This is a genomic window from Acinetobacter sp. TSRC1-2, from assembly GCF_049895885.1.
In the GTDB taxonomy this organism is placed as follows: Bacteria; Pseudomonadota; Gammaproteobacteria; order Pseudomonadales; family Moraxellaceae; genus Acinetobacter.
The window spans coordinates 54,907-76,201 of the sequence record NZ_JAFCTF010000014.1 but is presented as its reverse complement, the minus strand read 5'-3'; the positions used below and the strand labels follow the sequence as shown (position 1 = coordinate 76,201).

Genomic DNA, 21,295 nt, shown 5'->3' with positions numbered 1-21,295 from the left:
TTATTTGTATGTGCAGACTCAGGGATGATGGCGTTCTATTTTGAAACACTGATTGAACAAGGAGTTTGCAATGGAAAGATCAGATAACAAACACTCCGTCATTACAGTCGCTATCTGTTTTTTAATTGCAGTCATTGAGGGACTGGATATTCAGGCAGCGGGTATTGCTGCAGCCGGTATTCGTGAATCTTTTGGCTTGGATAGTTCGCAATTGGGGGTGTTTTTTAGCGCAGGGATTCTGGGTTTATTACCTGGAGCGCTGATTGGTGGAAGATATTCAGACCGTATCGGGCGTAAAAAGGTGCTGATTTGGTCGGTTGCAGTATTTGCAGTATTTACCTTATGTACCGTATGGGTAAACAGTTTTAACACGCTTTTATTGGTTCGTTTTTTAGCAGGGGCAGGTTTAGGCGCTGCCATGCCAAACTTGATTACGCTGGCTTCCGAAGCGGTTAGACCTGAAAATCGTGGTCGTGCTGTGGGTTTGATGTATTGTGGTATGCCAGTGGGTGCGGCTATTTTGTCGTATATTGCGAGTTTAGATTTTGGCTCAAACTGGAAAAACATTTTTTATTTAGGTGGATTGTTGCCGATTATTGTGCTTCCCATCATGATTAAATTTTTACCAGAATCACGTGAATTCTTAAAAGCGCAAACTAAGGCGGAAACAACAACAGTAACCACTCAAGGCTCTTTCAAAGATTTATTTAATAGCAGTAACGTGACACGTACCTGCTTAATTTCAGTGAGCTACTTCTTCACCTTGATGGTGGTTTACATCATGTTGAGCTGGTTGCCTTCATTGTTTATGGAACTTGGCTTTAGCCGTAAAGAAGGCAGTACTGCACAGTTCTTCTTCATGATAAGTGCAACAGTCGGTACGATTGTTCTCGGTATGCTGACTGACCGCTGGAAAAAAGCCTATGTGATTATTTTAATGTACGGCGGTATTTTGGCAGGTTTATTTTGCTTGAATGCAGCAAGTTCATTGACACAAATGTATATGACTTCGGCATTGGTGGGTGCATTCGTGATTGGTTGCCAAGGTGTGCTTTATGCGTTCGGTAGTATTGTTTTCCCAACTGAAGTGCGCGCAACAGGCGTGGGTATGGCATCAGCCGTAGGGCGTGTTGGCGCAATGCTTGGGCCCGCAATTGCAGGTCAGTTACTTGCGGCAGGTTTTGGTGCAGCAGGGGTCATTTCAGCAGCCATTCCTTGTATCGTGATTTCAGCTGTCTTTATGTTGATTCTGGTTCGTCGCTTACAAACTCAAGCTTAATTTTTGATGTCTAAAATAGCTCGCAGATCGCGGGCTATTTTTTTATCTTCAATTTTATTTCTATTTTTTAGTCATAAAAAAATTAAAAACTTTTCTAAACTGGGGAAACAGCTCAATCATTGAATTTGCCAAAATACCGTTATGATTTACATTTACAGTCATTTCATTTTTACGACCAAGTCTAAATACTGCAATTTATTTTGTTATATGCTTAACAAAAATGACAACACGCAAATAATGGACTGCCAATGATGCAAAACAATAGCGCTTTGATTGTAGTAGATGTACAAAATGGTTTTACCCCCGGGGGTAACTTAGCCGTTGCGCATGCAGATCAGATCATTCCGAACATTAACCAATTGGCGCGATATTTTGACAATATTGTGATTACTCAAGATTGGCATCCAAAAAATCATGTGTCATTTGCTGAAAATCACATAGCTAAACAGCCTTTTGAAACGATTCAATTAGATTATGGAACTCAAGTGTTGTGGCCTGCGCATTGTGTTCAAGGCACGCCGGATGCCGAACTACATCCAGATCTTAACTTACCCATCGCACAATTGATTATTCGCAAAGGTTTCCATGCGCATATCGACAGCTATTCTGCTTTCATGGAAGCGGATCAAAAGACCACAACCGGTTTAGCGGGTTACTTAAGGGAGCGTGGAATTGATACGGTTTTTATTGTCGGCATTGCCACAGATTTTTGTGTGGCATGGACTGCGATAGATGCTTGCAAACTGGGCTTTAAGGCTTATGTGATTTCGGATGCCACCAAGGGCATTGATCTGGATGGGTCATTGCAACATGCCTGGCAAGATATGCTTGCAGCAGGGGTGAAACGCATTTTAGTCAGAGATATTATTCAGCAGCAGGCCTCATAAAGTGTGCAATTAAGAGAAAAGAAATAATTAGTAATTTCTCGATGCTTCTTGTACCAGCTAACATTTAGCCTGGATAGCAGAATAAATATTGGATTGAACCATGTCAGCTTTTTTGCGCTTTACGCAATTTATTCAAAAAACCTTTGCGCTGTGGGTAGTGTTATTTTCAGGTATTGCTTTAATTGTGCCCGAAGCGTTTGTTTGGCTCAAAATGTATATCACCTGGATGCTGGGTATCATCATGTTTGGAATGGGCATGACCATGACCGTGGATGATTTTAAAGGAATATTACAAAGTCCTAAAGCGGTGGTGATTGGAGTGGTTGCACAGTTTGTGGTAATGCCGGGACTGGCTTATTTGTTATGTCAATTGTTTCAACTGCCGCCTGAAATTGCTATTGGTGTGATTCTTGTGGGCTGTTGTCCAGGTGGCACAGCATCGAACGTGATTACCTATATGGCCAAAGGCAATACTGCTTTATCTGTGGCCTGTACCTCTGTTTCGACTCTTTTAGCACCTGTGTTGACACCTGCGATTTTTTATCTTTTGGCCAGTCAATGGATCGAAATTAATGCATTATCCATGCTGGGTTCAATTTTACAGGTCGTGCTGTTTCCAATCATTTTGGGTTTAATTGTCCGGACAGTATTGAAGCAAAAAGTGGATGCCTATATTCAAGTCATGCCACTGATTTCCGTACTGGCAATCGTCGCGATTGTGGCTGCAATTATTGCAGGCAGTAAGGCACAAATTTTAGAATCAGGTTTACTGATTTTAGGTGTAGTCGCGTTACATAATGGTTTGGGCTATTTAATGGGTTTTTGGGCAAGTCGAGTGTTTAAATTGCCTTATGCAGACAGTAAAGCGATTGCCATAGAAGTGGGCATGCAAAATTCTGGTTTGGGCGTGGCTTTGGCTGCAGTGCATTTTGCCGCTTCACCACTTACTGCAGTGCCAAGTGCTATTTTTAGTTTATGGCATAACATTTCAGGTCCTGCATTGGCGACGTATTGGGCCAGTAAAGCCAATAAAATGAAATAGGGGTTGCATGAAATTTCTATTTTAAGTAGACGAAAAAAAGCCGAGCACATAAGCTCGGCTTTTTTTATGAATTCATTTTAAGAAGCTTTGGACTGTTTGGCTTTTAAAATTTCAGTTCTGAAGGTCTGTGCCAATTCAGCCACTTCACTGTCCATCCCGTTCATCATAAAGGCATGACGAGTCAGCACATTGGTCGGATTTGGCATGCTGACCAATTGGTAACGGTCGGAAATATCTTTGAGTAATTCATTCGGTAAATGAATGGCACTTTCTTTTGCCGCTAACTGTTGAACCAGACGCTCTGCAGCTTGGACCGGCGTCAGATGCATAGCTTCGACATGACTTGAAATTGCATTACGGGTTTGTAAAACAAAGCGCTTTTCTTCGCGATAGCGTTTGTACAACACATCCGACAATAACTGGAATACGGTACTGATCATCACCAAACATTGCACCGCATTTGGTGTTTCTACCGACATACTAATGGTTGCGCCATGTTCATCAAATTTATGCACAGTTGAAATATCCGAACTATTTAATTTGTAGTGTTGAACACACAATTCGGCGGTTTTATTCAGGAAAATCTGACATAAATTGAAATACGGTACGGATACTGTTTTATTAACCGAATCCATAAGTTGTTTTGGATCATAAAACTGAATATTTAAGGCAATACATTTGTCGTCAAGCACGACAGGTTTTGATTCTTTGACTTTAACTTTTGCCTGAGCATTGTGCTGTGCTTGTGCAACTGCTACAGCAGCATTGTGTTGTTCTTGTTCTAAGGCCTGAGCCAAGGTTTGAATTTCATGTTTTAGTCGTGATTCATTATTGATACGCGCTAAATATTCAGTCCGACTTGGGCGGGCAATCGCACGATAAGCCAACCATAACAAGCCGTGAATCATCAGCGATAATAAAATTGCCAGCCATTGAGTCCGTAAAATTTCACCAATGCTGGATTGGATTAACGTGATTTCAATGGTGCCGACTTTCTTTTCATTTTGCAGTGCTTCACGTACAAAGACTTCACCTTGACGTGTCTTGGTTAAACCACCTGTTGCAAGTACCTGATTATTCGCATCTAAAATACGAATAGAAGCAACACTCGGGTTAGTTGCATAACGGTCGGCCAATAATGCCAATGACACCGTATTAGCAGGCTCAAGCTCGGATAGGCTGTCTGTGACCAGTTGCGTGGTCATCAGCTGTCCCTGACTGGCGCGATTTGCATTCAGTTGATGCGTCGTCGCAAGAACCAGTAAAAAGGTGTGTAAAGCAAAACTTACTATCAGTAGGCTAGCAAATAGCCCTTGTCTAGGCGCATTCAACGTAAACTTCCAAGGCATTTATGTTCAAATTCGATTATGATTCTTACAATAGTTGTAGCTCAGATCCGAGTCAATTCATGCGAGAAATCATTCTTATATCATTTTTGGGACCCGACCAGCCTAATCAATTTACACGATTAATGCAGGTACTGTCCGTACATTCTTTACAAATTTTGGATGTTGGACAGGCCGTCATCCACAACCAACTGACTTTAGGTATTGTTGTTTCGTCAGATGACCAAACTGCTACAGCATTAGCCATGAAGGAGATCTTGATTCTAGCACATGATATTGGTTTAACTGTGCGCTTTAAACCAATCTCTACCTCAGAATATGATCAATGGGTCAGTGAGGGTGGGCAGACCCGTTATATCGTGACTGCACTTGCACCAGAATTAACCGCATCTCAATTACAAGCAGTCACCAATATTGTGTCTAACCAAGGCTTTAATATTGAAACTGTAACGCGTTTGTCGGAACGTCCAAAGCTAGCGGGTCAAGCCGATGGACCGAAACGCTCTTGCGTACAGTTTGGTTTAAAAGGACAAATGCTGGATGCCACGGCAATGCGTGCATCTTGCCTACGTTTATCGACTGAACTCAATGTGGATGTCGCGGTTCAGGAAGATAATGCTTACCGTCGTAATCGCCGTTTAGTCTGCTTCGACATGGACTCGACTCTGATTGAACAAGAAGTGATTGATGAGTTGGCGATTGAAGCGGGTGTAGGGGAGCAAGTTGCTGAAATTACTGAACGGGCCATGCAAGGAGAACTTGATTTCCAACAAAGCTTCCGTGCCCGTGTCGCCTTATTAAAAGGAATGGATGCTTCTGTTTTACCTCAAATTGCAGAACGTTTAACCGTGACTGAAGGCGCAGAACGTCTGATTTCAACCTTGAAAGCATTAGGTTATCGAACTGCTATTCTTTCAGGTGGCTTCCAGTATTTTGCTGAATACCTGCAAGAAAAATTAGGTATTGATGAAGTTCATGCTAATTGTCTAGATATTGCTGATGGCATGGTTACAGGCGAAGTCAAAGGCCATATTGTTGATGGTGCGCGTAAAGCCTTCCTGCTGCGTGAACTTGCTGAACGTATGGGTATTTCACTTGAACAAACCATTGCTGTAGGGGATGGTGCAAATGATTTGCCAATGTTGTCCATAGCCGGTTTAGGTGTGGCATTCCGTGCAAAACCTTTGGTTCGCCAAAATGTAAATCAGGCCATTTCTAGCGTAGGTTTAGATGGCGTGTTGTATCTACTCGGTGTACATGATAAAGACCTGAGTCGTGCCTAAATATTAGGCCTAACTGTTGAAGTTTATTGACAAAACGCGACGTTGATGTCGCGTTTTTTTGTTATAAAAATAGTTAAAACACGATGAGCGGTTGAGTTGAATTGCTGATAAAAACAACAATCAATCCATTCGTAAAAAATATTTTTTCAATGCTTTTAGTGCATTGTTTTTTTGTAATGACACGGTAAGTCCGTACCCATCTCACTTCCAGAAAAAGTTAAAAATAAAAAAATGTAATGACAAAATAATATTGCGACAAGGTGTGTCGCTTTATGAAAATACAAGACTTTTTTTCTTTAAAAAACTACGCATAATGCTTGCATAGAGATTGATATAGACATATTCATCATTTATTTAACGGTATCGGGAATCAGGTTTAGACAAACATTCAATGTCCAAATCTTATCTTAGACGGAGGTTTTTATGGTTACAGCGAATTTAGCAACCATCGTAGGCTTAAGCTTGATTGCGGCTGCTTTGATAGCTGTTTTCTTCTCGCCTTATCGTCGTTTGTTAAGCTTTATGTTTGCAGGTATGCTGTTTTGGGGATTGATTGAAGTTGTCCGCTTTGGTACACAGGTGGTATTTGAATTACCTGTGACCTATAGCTATCTTACTGCATTAATGTCAGCAATGGTCGTAGTCGCCATGCTTTTGGTACGCGAAGATCGTCGTGCAGAACGTGCTTTAAATGAGCGTCGTTGTATTGAACATACACCTGTATATGAAGAAGACCAGCAGCACTGCTCAAGCCGTTAAATCGTAGTGTTTAAGAATTCTAAAAAAGATGTGTCCAGAGCACATCTTTTTTTTGTTCGTTCAATATTGTTATACAAAGCCTTACTTCAAAAAACATAACTTATGTTAGGATAAGTCGTCACTTTTCCAACAATTACAATAGGCTTAAATGTCATGAAACTATCTTCGATTCCTGTCGTAAAATTACCACTGGTCGATGTAAGCACGGATCCGCTTGATTTACTAGTTGCGGGCTTGGCTTTGCGTATGAAGCAATTGGCTCGTACCAGTCCAAAATTTATTGAGTTAGTTCATGAACGTCAGTTTCGTATTCAAATTGGTACAGATTTAGGCGTTGCGCGTCAAATTCTGGTAAACAATGGACAAATTGATACTGTGTCTGGCGATGCTGAAAAAGCAGATTTTATTTTACAGTTTGCAGACAGTGAGCAAGGCGTAAAAACTTTAATGAAAGGTGATCCCACCGCTTTCATGACAGGCATGCAAAATGGCACGATTAAAATGGAAGGCGATTTTGGTCTTTTGGTTTGGTTTAACAAAGTAGCCAAACTGATTCCACCAAAACTACCTAAGCCAGTACAGGAAAAAGTGAAATTGGTGCGTTCATTTATTCGTGAAAAAACCGGTAAATAAGATTTTTTGTTGAATATTAATTTCTTATTGATAATAATGCCCCCTATTTTTAGGGGGTATTTTATATGAAAAAGGTTTTAACGACAGCTTGCTTAGCGGCAACTTTAACAATGACCGGTTGTGCAAGTATTATTTCGGGATCAACGCAAACATTGACATTTAAATCTGTTCCTGAACAAGCCTCTATTTCTATTAGCAACAAAGCAGGTGAAAAAGTGCATACAGGCGTTACGCCTGCAACTGTGACTCTTAAGCGCGGTAATGGTTATTTTAAGCCTGCCGCTTATGATGTAGCTTTTAAGAAAGAAGGCTTCCAAACCAAGACTATTCAAGTAACTGGTAGTGTTAATGGCTGGTATGTAGCAAATATTATTTTTGGTGGATTAATTGGATTACTTATTGTTGACCCTGCAACGGGTGCAATGTATACATTGAATCCAAGTGATATCAATGCAGTACTGGAAGATAATCAAACTGCATCACAAAAAGGACAGCAGTCACTTACTGTAATGTTGATTCAGGATATTCCTGTAGATATGATGAGCCGAGCAAAATATATCGCGACTCTCTAAGGTCGAAATTAAAAAAGCCCTCATTCGAGGGCTTTTTTAATGGTTGATCTATTTCGCTGTTTATTCAACTTCTAGGTTAAAGGTCACGGGTCCATCATTCACCAGATGCACTTTCATATCAGCTGCAAAAATGCCGGTTTGCACATTTTCAAATTGAGTTTGAGCATAAGCGACCAATTCTTCATAGAGGTCCTTGGCTTCACTTGGTGGCATCGCTGGTCCAAAATCAGGACGTAAACCTTTTTGTGTTTGCGCCATCAAGGTGAATTGCGAAACTAATAATAATCCGCCACTTGCTTGGCTGACATTCCAGCCCATCTTGCCTTGTTCATCATCAAAAAAACGATATTTCAAAATCTTGTCGATCAGCTTTTTGCCTTTTTCAAGATTATCTTCTTTACCCAGACCCAGAAATACCAAAATACCGTGTTGGATTTCACCGGTAGTTTCACCATTGACCACCACTTTGGCTTCTAAAACTCGTTGTAATAACGCACGCATATTTTATCAAATCAGTTATTTCAAATTTGCGGTGAATTGTAGCAAATCTATGCTTAAACGCTTCAAAAAGTAGTAGTGTGTAGATGTGGATTTAAAAAATTTCCATAAATGTATCAAGACGAAAGTACCTTTTAATGTCTGTGCTTTAGTAACACTCGTTAAAAATGAGGGTAAAGAAACTGTTAAGCATAATTAGAAGGATTGACCAGGAGTAAATTTTGTTTTAGCCCTTGATGTATGAACCTTAATTTATTCAATAGTTTTCAGCATTTACGAAAACATTAGTTTTATAGTGAAAAAAATATGCTTTAATGCGGATAGTTGATAAAAACTGAAAGTGATATGTCCGCAATCATCCATTCATTATTAGATACCGACCTGTATAAATTCACCATGTTACAGGTGGTTCTGCATAAATTTCCTCAAACTCATAGTGTTTACCATTTTCGCTGTCGCAATTTAGAAGATACCGTTTATCCACTCACGGATATTCTGGATGATTTAAATGAGCAGCTTGACTATTTATGTCAGCTCAACTTTAAAGAAGATGAGTTGCAATATTTACGTAGCTTGCGTTTTATTAAAAGTGACTTCGTCGATTACTTAGAATTATTCCAACTGAAACGACGCTTTATTAAAGCCAGTATTGATGATCAAGGCCGTTTGGATATTTGGGTTGAAGGCCCGATGGTTCAGGCGATGATGTTTGAAATCTTTGTGCTGGCGCTGGTTAACGAATTGTATTTCCGCCGTATTCGTACTGATGAGGTTTTGGCAGAAGGTGAACGTCGTTTACAGGCCAAAGTGGCCTTGCTTAAAAAGTACGAACAAGAGCAAAATCCGAATGATCCACCATTTTTAGTATCCGACTTTGGTACTCGTCGTCGTTATAGCTATGCCTGGCAGAAACATGTGATTACCCAGTTTCATCAGGCCTCTCCCTATATTTTCCGTGGTACCAGCAATGTGTTAATTGCCAAAGAATTGGGTCTTACTCCAATTGGCACCATGGCACATGAATTCCTGCAAGCCTTTCAAGCTTTGGATGTGCGGTTACGCAATTTTCAAAAACTGGCTCTGGAAACCTGGGTACAGGAATATCGCGGTGACTTGGGAATTGCCTTGACCGATGTGGTCGGGATGGATGCCTTCCTGCGTGACTTCGATTTGTATTTTGCAAAACTGTTTGACGGTCTGCGTCATGACAGTGGCGATCCCTACGAATGGGGCGACAAGGCCTATGCACACTACAAAAAACTAAAAGTCGATAGCAAAAGCAAAATGCTGACTTTTAGTGACGGGCTGAACCTGGAAAAAGCCTGGAATTTGCATCAGTACTTTAAAGACCGCTTCCAGGTGAGCTTTGGTATTGGCACCAATTTAACCAATGACTTGGGCCAAACTCCATTAAATATTGTGTTGAAACTGGTGGAATGTAATGGTCAATCGGTGGCTAAAATTTCCGATAGTCCCGGAAAAACCATGACCGATAACGATACTTTCCTCGCTTATTTACGTCAGGTGTTCCAAATCACTGAAACTAAATAACAGTGACTTTTCTATAGCTGATTTTTTGCTAAAAGAATGCAAAAAATCAGCATAATAGTGAAAATGAGTTGTGCTAAGATCGTGAATGTTGATCTAAATAAAACTCGAAAAAGTATGACTGTTTCTGCATTTAATTTTGGTCTGCTCATTGAAGCAGAAGATCTCTTGCCACATTTGGGCAATGAGAAATTACGTATTGTCGATTTAAGCCGTAGTTCTGTTTATGATCAACTGCATATCCCGCATGCGATTCATGTCAAGCCTAAACAGCTGCTTCGCCAAGAAGAGCAAGCCTCGGGTTTACTTCCCGATATTGAAGGCTTAAAAGCACTGATTGAATATTTGAATATTTCTCCAGATCATCACATTGTCGCCTATGATGATGAAGGCGGGGCATGGGCTGGACGCTTGATCTGGAATTTGCATTGCCTCGGTTTTGAAAATACCAGTTTGTTAAATGGTGGTATACATGCCTGGTTGGCTGCAGGCTTTCCAACCTCGTCAGAGGTCGAAAAATTAGCGTCTGTTGCAAATTTGGTTGAAATTAACCAGGCACATATTGATCAGTACCGTATTGAATACCCAGAACTTCTTGATAAAGTTCAAAACCATGGAGTCCAAGTGTGGGATTGTCGTACTGAAGATGAATACACTGGACTTCGACTCGCATCGCGACGCGGCGGTCACATTCCAAATGCCCGACATTTTGAATGGAGTACTGCCCTTAACCGTGAAAATCATTTAAAATTACATCCCTTAGAACGCACTCAACAACGCTTAGAACAATTGGGATTCAATTTAAATGAACCTGTGGTGGTATATTGTCAGTCACATCACCGTTCGGGTTTAGCTTATATTTTGGGTCGATTACTCGGTTGGAATATTCAAGCTTATGATGGTGCGTGGAGTGAATGGGGCAACCGCCTCGACAGTCCGATTATTACCGGAGAGTTACCGTCTTGAGTTTCGCATCACGATTAAAAAAACAAATTTTTATTCAAGCACAACGTGTTGTGCCACAACACCAATTATCACGTGTTGTGGGGAAACTCGCAGCCAGTGAAAACCCAATTGTCAAAAATACCGTGATTCAGGCTTTTAAAGCCCAATATGGCATTGATATGTCAATTGCTGAACAAGGTGATGCATTGAAATATAAGTCTTTCAATGAATTTTTTACCCGTTCCTTGAAAGAGGGTGTACGTGCGATTGATAACAATCCTAATAGTATCGTTTCACCTGCGGATGGTGCAATTTCACAATTGGGTAAAATCGAAGAGGGCGATATTTTTCAGGCCAAAGGTCAAAGCTTTTCAGTTGAAAAATTAATTGCCGATCCACAACTGGCTGAACCGTTTAAAAATGGTCAGTTCGCAACCGTGTATTTATCGCCTAAAGACTATCACCGTGTGCATATGCCTTTTGCGGGAACTTTAACTGAAACTTTATATGTGCCAGGTGAATTGTTCTCGGTGAATCAGACGACTGCGGAAAATATTCCGGGTTTGTTTGCGCGTAATGAACGTATGGTGTGTCTGTTTGATACTGAACTGGGCCGTATGGCTGTGGTTTTAGTCGGTGCCATGATTGTTGCCGGTATTGAAACCGTAGCGACAGGTAAGGTGAAACCCACAGGTCGTCTGGAACTCAATCAACATAATCTATTCCTTGAAAAAGGTGCAGAGCTGGGTCGTTTTTACCTAGGTTCTACCGCCGTAATTTTATTTGAACAAGATAAAATGGCTTGGGATGCGATGTTTAAGGCAAACTCAGTCGTAGTAATGGGTGAAGCTTTGGGGCATACAGTTTAATAATATTCTTGTTATAGCAGGAGCTTAGGTGGAGGGGGCTTTTAAGTATTACCTCTCCCTAATCCTTTCCTAACAGGAGAGGGAATTTAAGCTGTAAAAAGAGCCCCATATGAGGCTCTTTTTTACGTTTTAGAATAAGTTGATCTTCTGAATTAGCGTTTTACCACAATCGAATCAATCCCACTGCGTTGTAAAGTTTGCTGGGCTAAGATTGCAGCTTCAGGTGAATCATAAGGACCGGAAATTACCCGATACCAGGTTTGACCATTTTCAACCGATTTAACCACATCTGCAGATAAACCATTCAAAATAATTTCAGCGCGACGCGCATCAGCACTATCTGGATCAGAATAGCTACGAACTTGAAGAATATAACTTGGCTGATGGGCAACCGGAGCTTCAGCGCTTTCAAGGCCTGGCTCAGTAGCTTCACTATTAACCGTCGGTTTTTCTTCAGGTGCTTCAACAATCACCACAGTTTCTGATTTTTTAGTTTCAGGCATAGCCTGATCAGGAATAGGCGTGACTTGTTGCTGAGGTAATAAATCGTAGAAACGATAGTCTTTGTTGGTGTCTTCTTGGTAATGTTCAGAATTAATCTGATTCTTCGGCTGAACCGGTGCCCACGGTTTCCATAGCATCAAAGCTACAGCAAAACTCAGCACGATTAAAATGACGACAAGTGTTCCAAGCCATGCCGGAATCAATGGCTTTTTAGGCTTGTTCGGTCGCTCAGATACACCGCGTTGCGTTTTTCCAAACACGTGGGACTTCCTTTTATTCTAGTTACATTGAGGTAGGGGCAGATACACCTAATAATTCTAAACCATTACGTAAGACTTGTTGTACATTTACTGAAAGTAATAAACGGGCTTGCGTAAGGTCAGCATCATCATTGAGTACTTTATGCTCATTATACCAACCGTGGAATAATGCTGCCAATTCTTTCAAATAGTTACCGACTTGATGTGGTTCATAGCTATTCGCTGCACGAATTACAATTTCCGGATACGCAGCAAGTTTGGCTAAAATTTCAGTTTCAGCATCAAGATCAAGTTTCGCTGCAAATTGACGTGCATTCACGGCATCAAAATTCACATGGGTAGCTGCCGCTTTCTCTAACATACGACAAATACGGGCATGTGCATATTGAATGTAGTACACCGCATTGTCTTTGCTTTGTGACACTGCAAGGTCAAGGTCAAAGTCAATGTGCTGTTCAGATTTACGCATTACATAGTAGAAACGCGCAGCGTCATTGCCGACTTCTTTACGCAAGTCACGTAAAGTGACGAACTGACCTGAACGAGATGACATTTGCACCAGCTCACCGCCACGCCATAGGCTGACGAACTGAACCAAAAGCACAGTGAGTTTTTTAGAGTCATAACCCATTGCATCAATCGCAGCTTTGACACGTGCGATATAACCGTGATGGTCTGAACCCCAGATATCTACGATATCGGTATAGCCACGTTGTAATTTATTTAAATGGTAAGCAATATCAGATGCGAAATAGGTGGTTTGACCATTACGGCGTTTGACCACACGGTCTTTTTCATCGCCGAATTCAGTCGATTTGAACCAGACGTTGCCGTCTTGTTCATAAAGATAGCCACGTTGATCTAAGGTTTCTAAAGCTTCGTCAATTTTTTCAGTTAACGATTCTTCACTGAACCATTGATTGAAGGTTACACCGAATTCACCCAGGTCATCTTTAATGTCATCAAGAATGGCTTTTAAGGCCGCTTGTAAGAATACACGGTAGCCTTGACCAATTAATTGTTGTGAATTGAAGATCAAGCCATCGATATGTTTTTCTTTATCGCCTGAAAGCACAACTTTGTTGCCATCTGCATCAAGTTCAACAGCAAATTGCACATCTTCAGGGACATCTTTATAGACATCCGCAACAGGGCGTACATAAGCATCGCCATCTTTGTCGATAATGCTTTGTGCGATTTCTTTAACGTAGTCACCTTGGTAAGCATTTTTTGGGAACACCAAGGTTTGACCAGTAAGCTCTAAATAACGAAGATATGTAGAGGTCGCAAGGATGTCCATTTGACGGCCGGCATCATTGACATAATATTCGCGGTCAACTTTAGCGCCAGTGGCTTCAAGCAAGTTGGCAACCGTCATGCCATATGCTGCACCACGACCATGACCTACATGTAGGCTAGAGGTTGGATTGGCAGAAACGAATTCGACTTGAATGCGTTTTTCAGCGTTGGCCTGGGTACGACCAAATTGGTCTTTTTGTGCCTCAACCTGATCAAGGACAGTAAAGCGTTGGTCGGCATTTAAAAAGAAATTAATAAAGCCCGGGCCAGCAATTTCTGCTTTGCTGATATCTGCAACTTCAGGAAGACTGGCGAGGATTTTTTCCGCGAGATCACGAGGCTTCATGCCCGCAGCTTTAGAACCGATCATCGCGATGTTCGACGCGAAGTCACCGTGAGTTCGGTCTTTGGTTCGCGTTAAGTTACCACTGTTATTAAAGTCGGATGGGAGTACACCTTCAGCTTGAAGAGATTGCACTGCATGATCGAGAGCTGCTTGGATTGCCGTATTCATAATCAGTCGAAAAATAAACGTCGCGGAAAAACAGCAAATATAGCAAATTTCACCGTCTTTAGGTAAACCCATTTGTATTGAATGAATCTTGTCCGGCAGTCTGCACAGTATGGAAGTCGATAAAATAAGGAAAAAATCCCAAAAAGGGAGATTTATGGCATATTGGAGGGCTTGAAGGAATGAACAGAGCAGAGTGTATGCAACCTGAACGCCCTATGATCATCGGAAATATTCCCAAACTTCCAGCAAAATGGGCCACGGTGGTGATGCCGTTTATTTTGTCTGGACTGATGAGTGGCATTATTTCCTTTATTAATATGCTGCGTAATTTGGGTTGGACCGATGGTTTTACGAATTTATGGTTTCACAACTGGATGATTTCTTGGGCCTTTGCTTTTCCAATTGTATTAATGCTTTTACCTTTAGTCCGTAAATTAACTGGCAAACTGGTCGATCTATCTGCTCCGAATGTACCGAAGTAATTTTGTCCTTTTAGTTTAAAGGCTGGTCCAATCATTCTGCTTTTTCAGTTTGAAAGATCTACAGTCTAGAGACCTTAAAAACTTGAATGATTTTAACAAGAATATTTTGCTTATTGATCAAAGACTGCTGTGACCAAGTGCCCGAATCCAACTAAAGCACCACATCCACCAAAGCGCGAATAATCCCCAGCACCAAACCAATAAATGCACCCACGACCACGCCATTGACACGGATCATGTGTAAATCGCCACCGACTTCATTTTCAATTTTGTCGATCATTTCCCGCGAATCCCATTCGTGAATACGCTCGCTAATAAACCGAATGACTTTCTCACTGTATTGGTCACTCAAATTAACCGCAATCCCACTCATCCGATCATTGAGTAGTTCACGTACTGCCGGGTTGGAAATGATATTTTCCCCTACTTGCTGAATGGCGATACGCAGGTTTTGTGCAATACCTGAATCGTCTTTCAATAAGTCGGCTTTAATGGCATCACAGAGAATGACGACGGCGCCGCTAATAAAATTCAGCACTTGCGGGCTGTCCAGCAAGGCATCTTTGGTACTGTTTAAACGATGACTGGCATTACTTTCATCATCTGCCAGTTCCAGCATCAACTGATGTCCCATTTCTTCAATTTTTTGACGCCACGGATGCTCCGGGTCGGCAAGCATGGATTCAACGCGTTCCACCAGTGAGTCGATGGTACGTTGCTGTACATCAATGCCAATCCAGCTTGCGCCTTTCGCCAGTTTCCATACCCCTAATTCTTTGAATAAGGTGCGTGTGAGTTGACGCGTTTCTTCGGGATGAGACATCACCCATTCATGCGCTAGATCAAGTCCGCGTTGTAAGACATCTTGATGAAAATCATTTTCCAAAACCGCGCGCAGCATTTCACTGGCCAAGGTATTGATTTGGGTATTGCGCACCCATTGCACGCTATTGTTTTGAATAAAGCGTCCAATTTGCTCCTGTCCCACGAATTCAAAAATTTTCGGCACGGTTTGCTGAATGACTTGGGTGACTTGAGCATTATTTTCAGGTTTGGCCAACCATTGCCCAACGGCCAGGCTGAGATCGGTATTGTGCAGACTTCGCTTCACTACCTGGGGCGATAAAAAGTTTTCCTGTACAAAACGTCCCAATGATTCTGCAATACGGGCTTTATTGCGCGGAATGATTTCGGTGTGATCGCGCATGAATTTGGGAATTGGCATTTTCCCAAACGGGTTACGGAACAATACAGTAATGGCATACCAGTCCGCTAAACCACCTACCACACCGGCTTCGGCAGCCAGCATGAAAATATGAATCAGCCAGACATACTCAGGAAGCAGCTTGGCCACCACCATCAACACTAACCAAGTCAGAACCGCCAAGACTAGAGCAATGGTGGCAAAGCGTTTACTGCGTTGCAAACTAGGTGGAGGGGTTACTTCCGCTGGAGTCATGCAATATTCCTGTTAATAGGGGACATCGGTTATTTTTTGGGTGTCACGACTGGGGGCTGTAAAACTTGCCCAGTCGGGCTAAGTCCGTATTTTTGTCCTAACGATTGTAAAATCAAATAGGCATCGAAAGCATCATTGGGTGCTTTTTTCTGATCTTTATAACATTCAATGGTATAGGAAACTTGTACCGGGTCAATAGTGACTACGCGTGGCATATCATAAAACGAGTCAGGCCAGAAACCCGGGTAACGACGATAATAGCCGTATGGATAGTACATTGGGGTTGATGAGTAGACTACGGCTTGTCGTGGAGGCTGATTACGGTTACTCGGATCATTTAGGACTTTAAAATAGCGAAATCCGTTTTGTACGGTGGTTTGAGCGGCTTTTACCAAGGTAATTTCTTCCGCTGTACCAAAACTCATGTTGGGGCGTGCCTGGAAACTGATGCGATAGGACTGTGAATTTAAAGGGGTATTGCTGAATTGACCTAATTGGTCAAAAGTCAGGGGTTTTGAAGGCATCGTTGCACAGCCGGAGAGGGCAATTGCCACGACCATGCTTAAACCTATAATGCTGTTCTTCATGTTAAACCTCCATACCAATTTACTGTGTGAGGGAGGAGACACAATAAATTTTTAGAAACTGCTGTTAGGTTGGGTCAAAAATTCGAGCTCTTCTGCAGTCGAGGTGCGCGACAAAATTTGATTACGATGCGGATAGCGCCCGAAACGGTCAATAATCGCTTTATGCATTTTCTCGTAATCCAGATTCATCGGATTGCCGAGGCGTTGAAATAATTTTAACGCGAATTCGTGGATCAATTTCGATTCACTGTGCATAAAGGGCATGTATAAAAATGCACGTTGTTCTGGACTTAATTGTTTATCCAAATCCAGACTAATCGCTTCTTGGGCAAGTGTCAGTGCTAAAGCATCCTGGGCAAAGGCTTGCGCTTGATCCCGGAACAAATTGCGCGAAAACTGATCCAGTACAATAATTTCAGCCAGACGGCCTTCCGCAGTTTTGCGCCAGGACCAAAGCTCGGCTTGTGTAGCTTGATGGTGAATATCACGAAACTTTTGATTAATTAATCCATCAAAATCATCACTTTTTGCAAACCATAATGGCTGTGTGTCCGAATTAAACCAAAAGTCCAAAATATCCAGATAATTCATAATATTTACAATTCCTTAGCACTTATTATTCAATACAATCACAAAATTCAGGTGTCTTATAGAGTAACTTTGTGATAAAAATTTTCCAGAAATAAAATCAAGGTTTTACTTGAAAACTATACTCGGTTTAATGTGACAGTCCAAAATCACGTTATACTGCTATAAACTGATGATTTTATTTTAGTAGTTCTATTTAGTAGTTATCTTCCGATAAGCGAGATTGTAATGAGTCAACCCGAATCGACCTCTCAAGTTGTATTACCAGCTTGGGTGGATTCTTCGCTGTTTAAAGGCATGTTGCGTGGTATTGAGCGCGAAAGCCTGCGTATGCAAAGCAATGGTTTTTTGTCGCAAGCATCGCATCCAAAAGCACTCGGGTCGGCTTTAACACATCCACATATCACCACTGATTATTCTGAAGCCCTAATGGAGTTTATTACTCCGCCGCAAGACAGCATTAAAAAAGCATTACATTATTTAGAAGACATTCATGCGGTTGCCCATCGCCATCTAGAAAATGGTGAAAAACTGTGGCCATTGTCGATGCCTTGTATGCTAGATGATGAAGAAAATAATATTCGTTTAGCACAATATGGCACCTCTAATGTGGGTCGTTTTAAGACTTTATATCGTCATGGCTTAGGCGTGCGTTATGGTCGTCGCATGCAGACTATTTCAGGGGTGCATTATAATTTATCTTTCCCTGATCAAGTCTTTGAAGCACTGCAACAACAAGAAAGCGACGACACTTTAAAAAGTTTAACTTTGCAGGATTATCGCAGTCATCGTTACTTTGGTTTAATTCGTAACTTTATACGTTTAACTCCCTTGGTGATGTTCCTGGTGGGTGCCAGTCCTTCAGTGTGCCAGTGCTTTATGACTGGACGTGAACATCACTTATTGCCTTTATTAAAAGGAACCTTATTCCTGCCATATGCAACAGCACTGCGTATGGGTAATTTTGGTTATCAGAATTCTGCCCAGAAAAAATTGGGCATTCACTACAATAATCTGTCGGGTTATTTAAAAGGCTTGCAAAAAGCGGTAAAAACGCCTTATGCACCTTTTAGCCGTTTAGGTTTAAATGATGAACAGGGCGAGCCGATTCAAATCAATGACCATGTGCTGCAAATTGAAAATGAATACTACAGCTTAGTCCGTCCAAAACAGGTGCCTCAAGCTGGGGAAACCCCATCTCAAGCGCTTGAAAATCGTGGGGTCGGCTATGTTGAACTGCGTGCCGTAGATGTCAATCCGTATAGTCCGATCGGGATCGATGAAAACACAGCGGCATTCCTGGAAGTGTTGGCACTGCATTGTTTATTACAAGATAGCCCGGATTTACTGGATCAAGAACAGGAACAGATTGAGCGCAATCAGACTGAAGCGGTCAATCGTGGTCGTGCGCCAAATGCAGTGATTATTGATGTTACGGGTGAACAAGCCATTGAAGACTGGTCACGTACTCGAGTCACAGAAATGCAACCTTTGGCTGATTTACTGGATGCAACCTATAGTACCGATATGTATTCAGCTGCATTGGCTGTCATGTTTAAACGCATTGATGAAGTGGATGAAACTCTGTCTGCACAAGTGATTGCCGATACTTTAGAAAATGGTGGCACATGGAACTTTGGTAGTTTTATGGCACAACAACATGCAACGACCTATGCGCAGCATCAATTAAGCCCGGATACATTGTCTTATTTTGAGGGGCTGGCTGAGCAATCTTTGCAACAACAACAGCAACTCGAACAAGATAGCAGTCTCAGCTTTGAGCAATATCTTGCCGATTATCGATAAAAATTAAGAGGATTCACCATGCAATGGAGTTATCGCTTCGTGAGTGGTTTTTTGTTTTTGGCCAGCGTCATTGGCATGGCGTTTGCGTTATATCTGGAACACGTACAAGGACTTGAACCTTGTCCATTATGTGTGTTTCAACGCATTGGCCTGATTGGGTTAGGGATTGTTTCTCTGGTCGCTTTTTTACATAACCCGAACTCAAATGCGGTTAAACGTATTTATGCCTTATTGGGTTCAATCAGTATTCTCTGGTCGGCAGGTGTGGCAGCGCGTCATGTCTGGCTACAAAATTTGCCACCCGATCAAGTTCCCAGCTGTGGTCCAGGCTTGGATTACTGGGTAGAAACTTTGCCTTTAAAGTCGGTGTTTGAACAAGTACTGACAGGTTCGGGCGAATGTGCCAAAGTGGACTGGACTTTCCTGGGGCAATCCTTGCCGGTATGGTCGCTGTTATTCTTTGCGGTGTTGGTTTTACTCAGTCTGTGGCAATTGTTGCGTAGCTATCCATTTGTAACGCATAAACCTATCAAGAAGAAATAAAAAATCTCATAAAAAAGCCAACTTTAAGTTGGCTTTTTTCTTATTCGTTTAAGTCAGCGCAATACCCGATAAATCTTCTAATTGCAGCCTGTATTCATGCACCTGTTCTTTCACTGGTTCATCTTGTGGCGGATAAAACCATTTCGCAATTTGTTCAGCCACACTGGCATGATAGTGCAGTTCAAAATGATTTAAGCCATAGAAAATAGCTTTATGCGATTCAGGCACTTTCAATTGGAACCGTGGATTAGGATGTTCGCCTAAAGCACTTTTAATACTGACCAGATAATCACCCAATACATTTAAAGGGCGATTTTTTCTACTCTCATAGGCAATGGAGGCAGCAACGAAAAAAGTATTGATATGGGAAGGCAAGGGAGCAGGTTTGCGATTGTCATCCATCCCCCCAATCCGGGCATGATTATGTTCCCAGTCATCATCACGTACGCTGCCATAACGTAAATCTAAAATGCCGTTACTGCGGATATTGACGATATGCCGAATAATTTTTACAAAGGGGAAGTGTCCCAGTTTATCCTGCATGATAAAACCAAAACGTTCTAAAACCGCACCATGATGCGGTGACCCTAAACAGACCAAATTTTCTGTCAGGTGTATCCATGGATACATGTTCTGTTTGCCATAAAACAAGGCGCTACGTAAGACCAGGCCGCCCATACTGTGACCGATTAAATCAATACTGGTAATCAATGGGTTACGACGAATCAAATCTTCTAAAGTATTGGCAAGACTGCGTCCATTGGCAGAGATACGCCGTCCGGTATTGTAGTTCAGGTAGAGCATGGTTTTATTGCCACGCTGTGCCAATAACTTCTCTCCGATACCGCCATATTGATGCGTTGACCAATCTAAATGGTTTAAGCATAAGCCATGCACAAAAATCACCACCCGACCGGATAGATCACCTTTTTGCAGTTCACCGTAGTGATCGTATAACACCATCGGCAGGGCAAGCGGGTTTTGATATTTGAGTAAATAATCCCCCAGTACCCCGTTTAAGACACCGATTAAAAAGTGCAGTGAGGGTGTAAGCGGTTTATCATGTAATTTTGGATATTTTTCAATAATCTGACGTAAACTTGGTGCAAATACATAAAGCCCAGAATTGAGCAAAGTATCGTAGGAGAACTGATACAACTTTTCAATATAAGGAATTCGCTGTAATTTTTTCGAGTGTTGTTCACTCATGCCAAATAGACTGATCATGATTTCGCGTTGAATGACCTGAATCAGGTCTTGTACCACATCCCCTAAACGGGTCGTGACCAATTGAGCCAGACCTTCTAATACATCGGCTTGGCTGGGTGGAGTACGATCCCATCTACAATAGGTTTCATGCAATGGTGTTAAACTTGGCATTTTATCCTATCCTTTTTCCAACCATGTCCCGCAGGCACTTTATTTTTTCTTGAGATCACGGTATAAATTCTTAGCTTTTAATCTTCTCGGGTTCATCTCGAACAACTTTCACAATAACGAGGATTGTGTTTTAGTTGTAATTTTTTTGTCTGACAATTCCTGTAAAATGCAAATTAAAACGAAGTGTTAATGTAGTTCTCATTTTAGAATAA

At 41.6% G+C, this 21,295-nt stretch carries 21 protein-coding genes; 13 read left to right on the top strand and 8 right to left on the bottom strand.

Features of this window, described 5'->3' with window-relative positions; all coding sequences use genetic code 11:
• The first annotated feature begins 70 nt into the window (after positions 1 to 70).
• The 3 genes from mhpT to ACP69Y_RS14005 all read left to right on the top strand — a co-directional run bounded on the left by mhpT (position 71) and on the right by ACP69Y_RS14005 (position 3,208).
• On the top strand, positions 71 to 1,279 hold the full coding sequence (mhpT, locus tag ACP69Y_RS14015; protein WP_425918984.1) for a 3-(3-hydroxy-phenyl)propionate transporter MhpT: 1,209 nt from the start codon (positions 71 to 73) through the stop codon (positions 1,277 to 1,279).
• A gap of 251 nt (positions 1,280 to 1,530) precedes the next feature.
• Positions 1,531 to 2,166, top strand: a complete 636-nt coding sequence (pncA, locus tag ACP69Y_RS14010; protein WP_425919030.1) for a bifunctional nicotinamidase/pyrazinamidase — start codon at positions 1,531 to 1,533, stop codon at positions 2,164 to 2,166.
• 100 nt (positions 2,167 to 2,266) lie between these two features.
• Positions 2,267 to 3,208, top strand: coding sequence for a bile acid:sodium symporter family protein (locus tag ACP69Y_RS14005; protein ID WP_425918983.1), 942 nt, complete (start codon positions 2,267 to 2,269; stop codon positions 3,206 to 3,208).
• Positions 3,209 to 3,285: 77 nt separating this feature from the next.
• On the opposite strand, the gene ACP69Y_RS14000 is transcribed toward ACP69Y_RS14005, so the two are convergent.
• Complete coding sequence (locus tag ACP69Y_RS14000; RefSeq protein WP_425919029.1) at positions 3,286 to 4,539, bottom strand: hypothetical protein; 1,254 nt, start codon at positions 4,537 to 4,539, stop codon at positions 3,286 to 3,288.
• Between the two features lie 77 nt (positions 4,540 to 4,616).
• Here ACP69Y_RS14000 and serB point away from each other — a divergent pair, with 77 nt between their 5' ends.
• The 4 genes from serB to ACP69Y_RS13980 all read left to right on the top strand — a co-directional run bounded on the left by serB (position 4,617) and on the right by ACP69Y_RS13980 (position 7,801).
• The gene (gene serB / locus ACP69Y_RS13995; protein ID WP_425918982.1) at positions 4,617 to 5,837 is read left to right on the top strand and encodes a phosphoserine phosphatase SerB; all 1,221 of its coding nucleotides are present in this window, start codon (positions 4,617 to 4,619) and stop codon (positions 5,835 to 5,837) included.
• A gap of 423 nt (positions 5,838 to 6,260) precedes the next feature.
• Positions 6,261 to 6,596, top strand: coding sequence for a ciprofloxacin tolerance protein AciT (gene aciT / locus ACP69Y_RS13990; RefSeq protein WP_425918981.1), 336 nt, complete (start codon positions 6,261 to 6,263; stop codon positions 6,594 to 6,596).
• Positions 6,597 to 6,749: 153 nt separating this feature from the next.
• Positions 6,750 to 7,229, top strand: a complete 480-nt coding sequence (locus ACP69Y_RS13985; RefSeq protein WP_425918980.1) for an SCP-2 sterol transfer family protein — start codon at positions 6,750 to 6,752, stop codon at positions 7,227 to 7,229.
• 65 nt (positions 7,230 to 7,294) lie between these two features.
• Positions 7,295 to 7,801 carry a hypothetical protein gene (locus ACP69Y_RS13980; protein ID WP_425918979.1) on the top strand — a complete coding sequence of 169 codons (507 nt, stop codon included), beginning with the start codon at positions 7,295 to 7,297 and terminating at the stop codon, positions 7,799 to 7,801.
• 60 nt (positions 7,802 to 7,861) lie between these two features.
• On the opposite strand, the gene dtd is transcribed toward ACP69Y_RS13980, so the two are convergent.
• A complete protein-coding gene (dtd, locus tag ACP69Y_RS13975) occupies positions 7,862 to 8,302 on the bottom strand; it encodes a D-aminoacyl-tRNA deacylase (RefSeq protein WP_425918978.1) in 441 nt (146 codons plus the stop codon).
• A 342-nt stretch (positions 8,303 to 8,644) separates the two neighbouring features.
• On the opposite strand from dtd, the gene pncB reads away from it, so the two are divergent.
• The 3 genes from pncB (at position 8,645) to asd (ending at position 11,661) form a co-directional block, all read left to right on the top strand.
• Entirely contained in the window at positions 8,645 to 9,850 is a 1,206-nt protein-coding gene (pncB, locus tag ACP69Y_RS13970; protein WP_425918977.1) for a nicotinate phosphoribosyltransferase, read from the top strand.
• A gap of 114 nt (positions 9,851 to 9,964) precedes the next feature.
• Positions 9,965 to 10,813: a sulfurtransferase gene (locus ACP69Y_RS13965; RefSeq protein ID WP_425919027.1), complete on the top strand. Its 849-nt coding sequence runs from the start codon at positions 9,965 to 9,967 to the stop codon at positions 10,811 to 10,813.
• The gene (gene asd, locus ACP69Y_RS13960) at positions 10,810 to 11,661 is read left to right on the top strand and encodes an archaetidylserine decarboxylase (protein ID WP_425918976.1); all 852 of its coding nucleotides are present in this window, start codon (positions 10,810 to 10,812) and stop codon (positions 11,659 to 11,661) included. Before ACP69Y_RS13965 ends, asd begins: the two co-directional genes overlap by 4 nt.
• A 152-nt stretch (positions 11,662 to 11,813) precedes the next feature.
• On the opposite strand, the gene ACP69Y_RS13955 is transcribed toward asd, so the two are convergent.
• On the bottom strand, positions 11,814 to 12,425 hold the full coding sequence (locus ACP69Y_RS13955) for an SPOR domain-containing protein (protein ID WP_425918975.1): 612 nt from the start codon (positions 12,423 to 12,425) through the stop codon (positions 11,814 to 11,816).
• Positions 12,426 to 12,447: 22 nt separating this feature from the next.
• Complete coding sequence (gene argS, locus ACP69Y_RS13950) at positions 12,448 to 14,238, bottom strand: arginine--tRNA ligase (RefSeq protein ID WP_425918974.1); 1,791 nt, start codon at positions 14,236 to 14,238, stop codon at positions 12,448 to 12,450.
• Between the two features lie 197 nt (positions 14,239 to 14,435).
• On the opposite strand from argS, the gene ACP69Y_RS13945 reads away from it, so the two are divergent.
• Complete coding sequence (locus ACP69Y_RS13945; protein WP_425919026.1) at positions 14,436 to 14,720, top strand: DUF2798 domain-containing protein; 285 nt, start codon at positions 14,436 to 14,438, stop codon at positions 14,718 to 14,720.
• Positions 14,721 to 14,871: 151 nt separating this feature from the next.
• Here the strand turns inward: ACP69Y_RS13945 and ACP69Y_RS13940 are convergent, their stop codons facing one another.
• From ACP69Y_RS13940 to ACP69Y_RS13930, 3 genes are read right to left on the bottom strand one after another with little or no spacing between them, the layout of a single operon-like run.
• Positions 14,872 to 16,179 carry a DUF445 domain-containing protein gene (locus tag ACP69Y_RS13940; RefSeq protein ID WP_425918973.1) on the bottom strand — a complete coding sequence of 436 codons (1,308 nt, stop codon included), beginning with the start codon at positions 16,177 to 16,179 and terminating at the stop codon, positions 14,872 to 14,874.
• A 29-nt stretch (positions 16,180 to 16,208) separates the two neighbouring features.
• Positions 16,209 to 16,766: a CC0125/CC1285 family lipoprotein gene (locus ACP69Y_RS13935; protein ID WP_425918972.1), complete on the bottom strand. Its 558-nt coding sequence runs from the start codon at positions 16,764 to 16,766 to the stop codon at positions 16,209 to 16,211.
• A 51-nt stretch (positions 16,767 to 16,817) separates the two neighbouring features.
• Complete coding sequence (locus ACP69Y_RS13930; RefSeq protein ID WP_425918971.1) at positions 16,818 to 17,357, bottom strand: DUF924 family protein; 540 nt, start codon at positions 17,355 to 17,357, stop codon at positions 16,818 to 16,820.
• A 225-nt stretch (positions 17,358 to 17,582) separates the two neighbouring features.
• Between ACP69Y_RS13930 and gshA the strand changes: the two genes are divergently transcribed.
• Positions 17,583 to 19,160, top strand: coding sequence for a glutamate--cysteine ligase (gshA, locus tag ACP69Y_RS13925; protein WP_425918970.1), 1,578 nt, complete (start codon positions 17,583 to 17,585; stop codon positions 19,158 to 19,160).
• An 18-nt stretch (positions 19,161 to 19,178) separates the two neighbouring features.
• Entirely contained in the window at positions 19,179 to 19,703 is a 525-nt protein-coding gene (locus tag ACP69Y_RS13920) for a disulfide bond formation protein B (protein WP_425918969.1), read from the top strand.
• Positions 19,704 to 19,751: 48 nt separating this feature from the next.
• Here ACP69Y_RS13920 and ACP69Y_RS13915 read toward each other — a convergent pair whose 3' ends face one another.
• Positions 19,752 to 21,083 (bottom strand): hypothetical protein, encoded by a 1,332-nt coding sequence (locus ACP69Y_RS13915; protein WP_425918967.1) that lies wholly within the window; start codon positions 21,081 to 21,083, stop codon positions 19,752 to 19,754.
• Positions 21,084 to 21,295 lie beyond the last annotated feature (212 nt).

What these genes read in the sequence shown, in the direction of transcription:
- ACP69Y_RS13980 (WP_425918979.1), top strand. Translation starts at nt 7,295, where the DNA reads ATGAAAAAGGTTTTAACGACAGCTTGCTTAGCGGCAACTTTAACAATG.
- ACP69Y_RS13985 (WP_425918980.1), top strand. Translation starts at nt 6,750, where the DNA reads ATGAAACTATCTTCGATTCCTGTCGTAAAATTACCACTGGTCGATGTA.
- serB (WP_425918982.1), top strand. Translation starts at nt 4,617, where the DNA reads ATGCGAGAAATCATTCTTATATCATTTTTGGGACCCGACCAGCCTAAT.
- dtd (WP_425918978.1), bottom strand. Translation starts at nt 8,302, where the DNA reads ATGCGTGCGTTATTACAACGAGTTTTAGAAGCCAAAGTGGTGGTCAAT.
- ACP69Y_RS13930 (WP_425918971.1), bottom strand. Translation starts at nt 17,357, where the DNA reads ATGAATTATCTGGATATTTTGGACTTTTGGTTTAATTCGGACACACAG.
- aciT (WP_425918981.1), top strand. Translation starts at nt 6,261, where the DNA reads ATGGTTACAGCGAATTTAGCAACCATCGTAGGCTTAAGCTTGATTGCG.
- ACP69Y_RS13945 (WP_425919026.1), top strand. Translation starts at nt 14,436, where the DNA reads ATGCAACCTGAACGCCCTATGATCATCGGAAATATTCCCAAACTTCCA.
- gshA (WP_425918970.1), top strand. Translation starts at nt 17,583, where the DNA reads ATGAGTCAACCCGAATCGACCTCTCAAGTTGTATTACCAGCTTGGGTG.
- ACP69Y_RS14005 (WP_425918983.1), top strand. Translation starts at nt 2,267, where the DNA reads ATGTCAGCTTTTTTGCGCTTTACGCAATTTATTCAAAAAACCTTTGCG.
- ACP69Y_RS13935 (WP_425918972.1), bottom strand. Translation starts at nt 16,766, where the DNA reads ATGAAGAACAGCATTATAGGTTTAAGCATGGTCGTGGCAATTGCCCTC.
- pncA (WP_425919030.1), top strand. Translation starts at nt 1,531, where the DNA reads ATGCAAAACAATAGCGCTTTGATTGTAGTAGATGTACAAAATGGTTTT.
- ACP69Y_RS13920 (WP_425918969.1), top strand. Translation starts at nt 19,179, where the DNA reads ATGCAATGGAGTTATCGCTTCGTGAGTGGTTTTTTGTTTTTGGCCAGC.
- ACP69Y_RS13915 (WP_425918967.1), bottom strand. Translation starts at nt 21,083, where the DNA reads ATGCCAAGTTTAACACCATTGCATGAAACCTATTGTAGATGGGATCGT.
- argS (WP_425918974.1), bottom strand. Translation starts at nt 14,238, where the DNA reads ATGAATACGGCAATCCAAGCAGCTCTCGATCATGCAGTGCAATCTCTT.
- mhpT (WP_425918984.1), top strand. Translation starts at nt 71, where the DNA reads ATGGAAAGATCAGATAACAAACACTCCGTCATTACAGTCGCTATCTGT.
- ACP69Y_RS13965 (WP_425919027.1), top strand. Translation starts at nt 9,965, where the DNA reads ATGACTGTTTCTGCATTTAATTTTGGTCTGCTCATTGAAGCAGAAGAT.
- ACP69Y_RS13940 (WP_425918973.1), bottom strand. Translation starts at nt 16,179, where the DNA reads ATGACTCCAGCGGAAGTAACCCCTCCACCTAGTTTGCAACGCAGTAAA.
- pncB (WP_425918977.1), top strand. Translation starts at nt 8,645, where the DNA reads ATGTCCGCAATCATCCATTCATTATTAGATACCGACCTGTATAAATTC.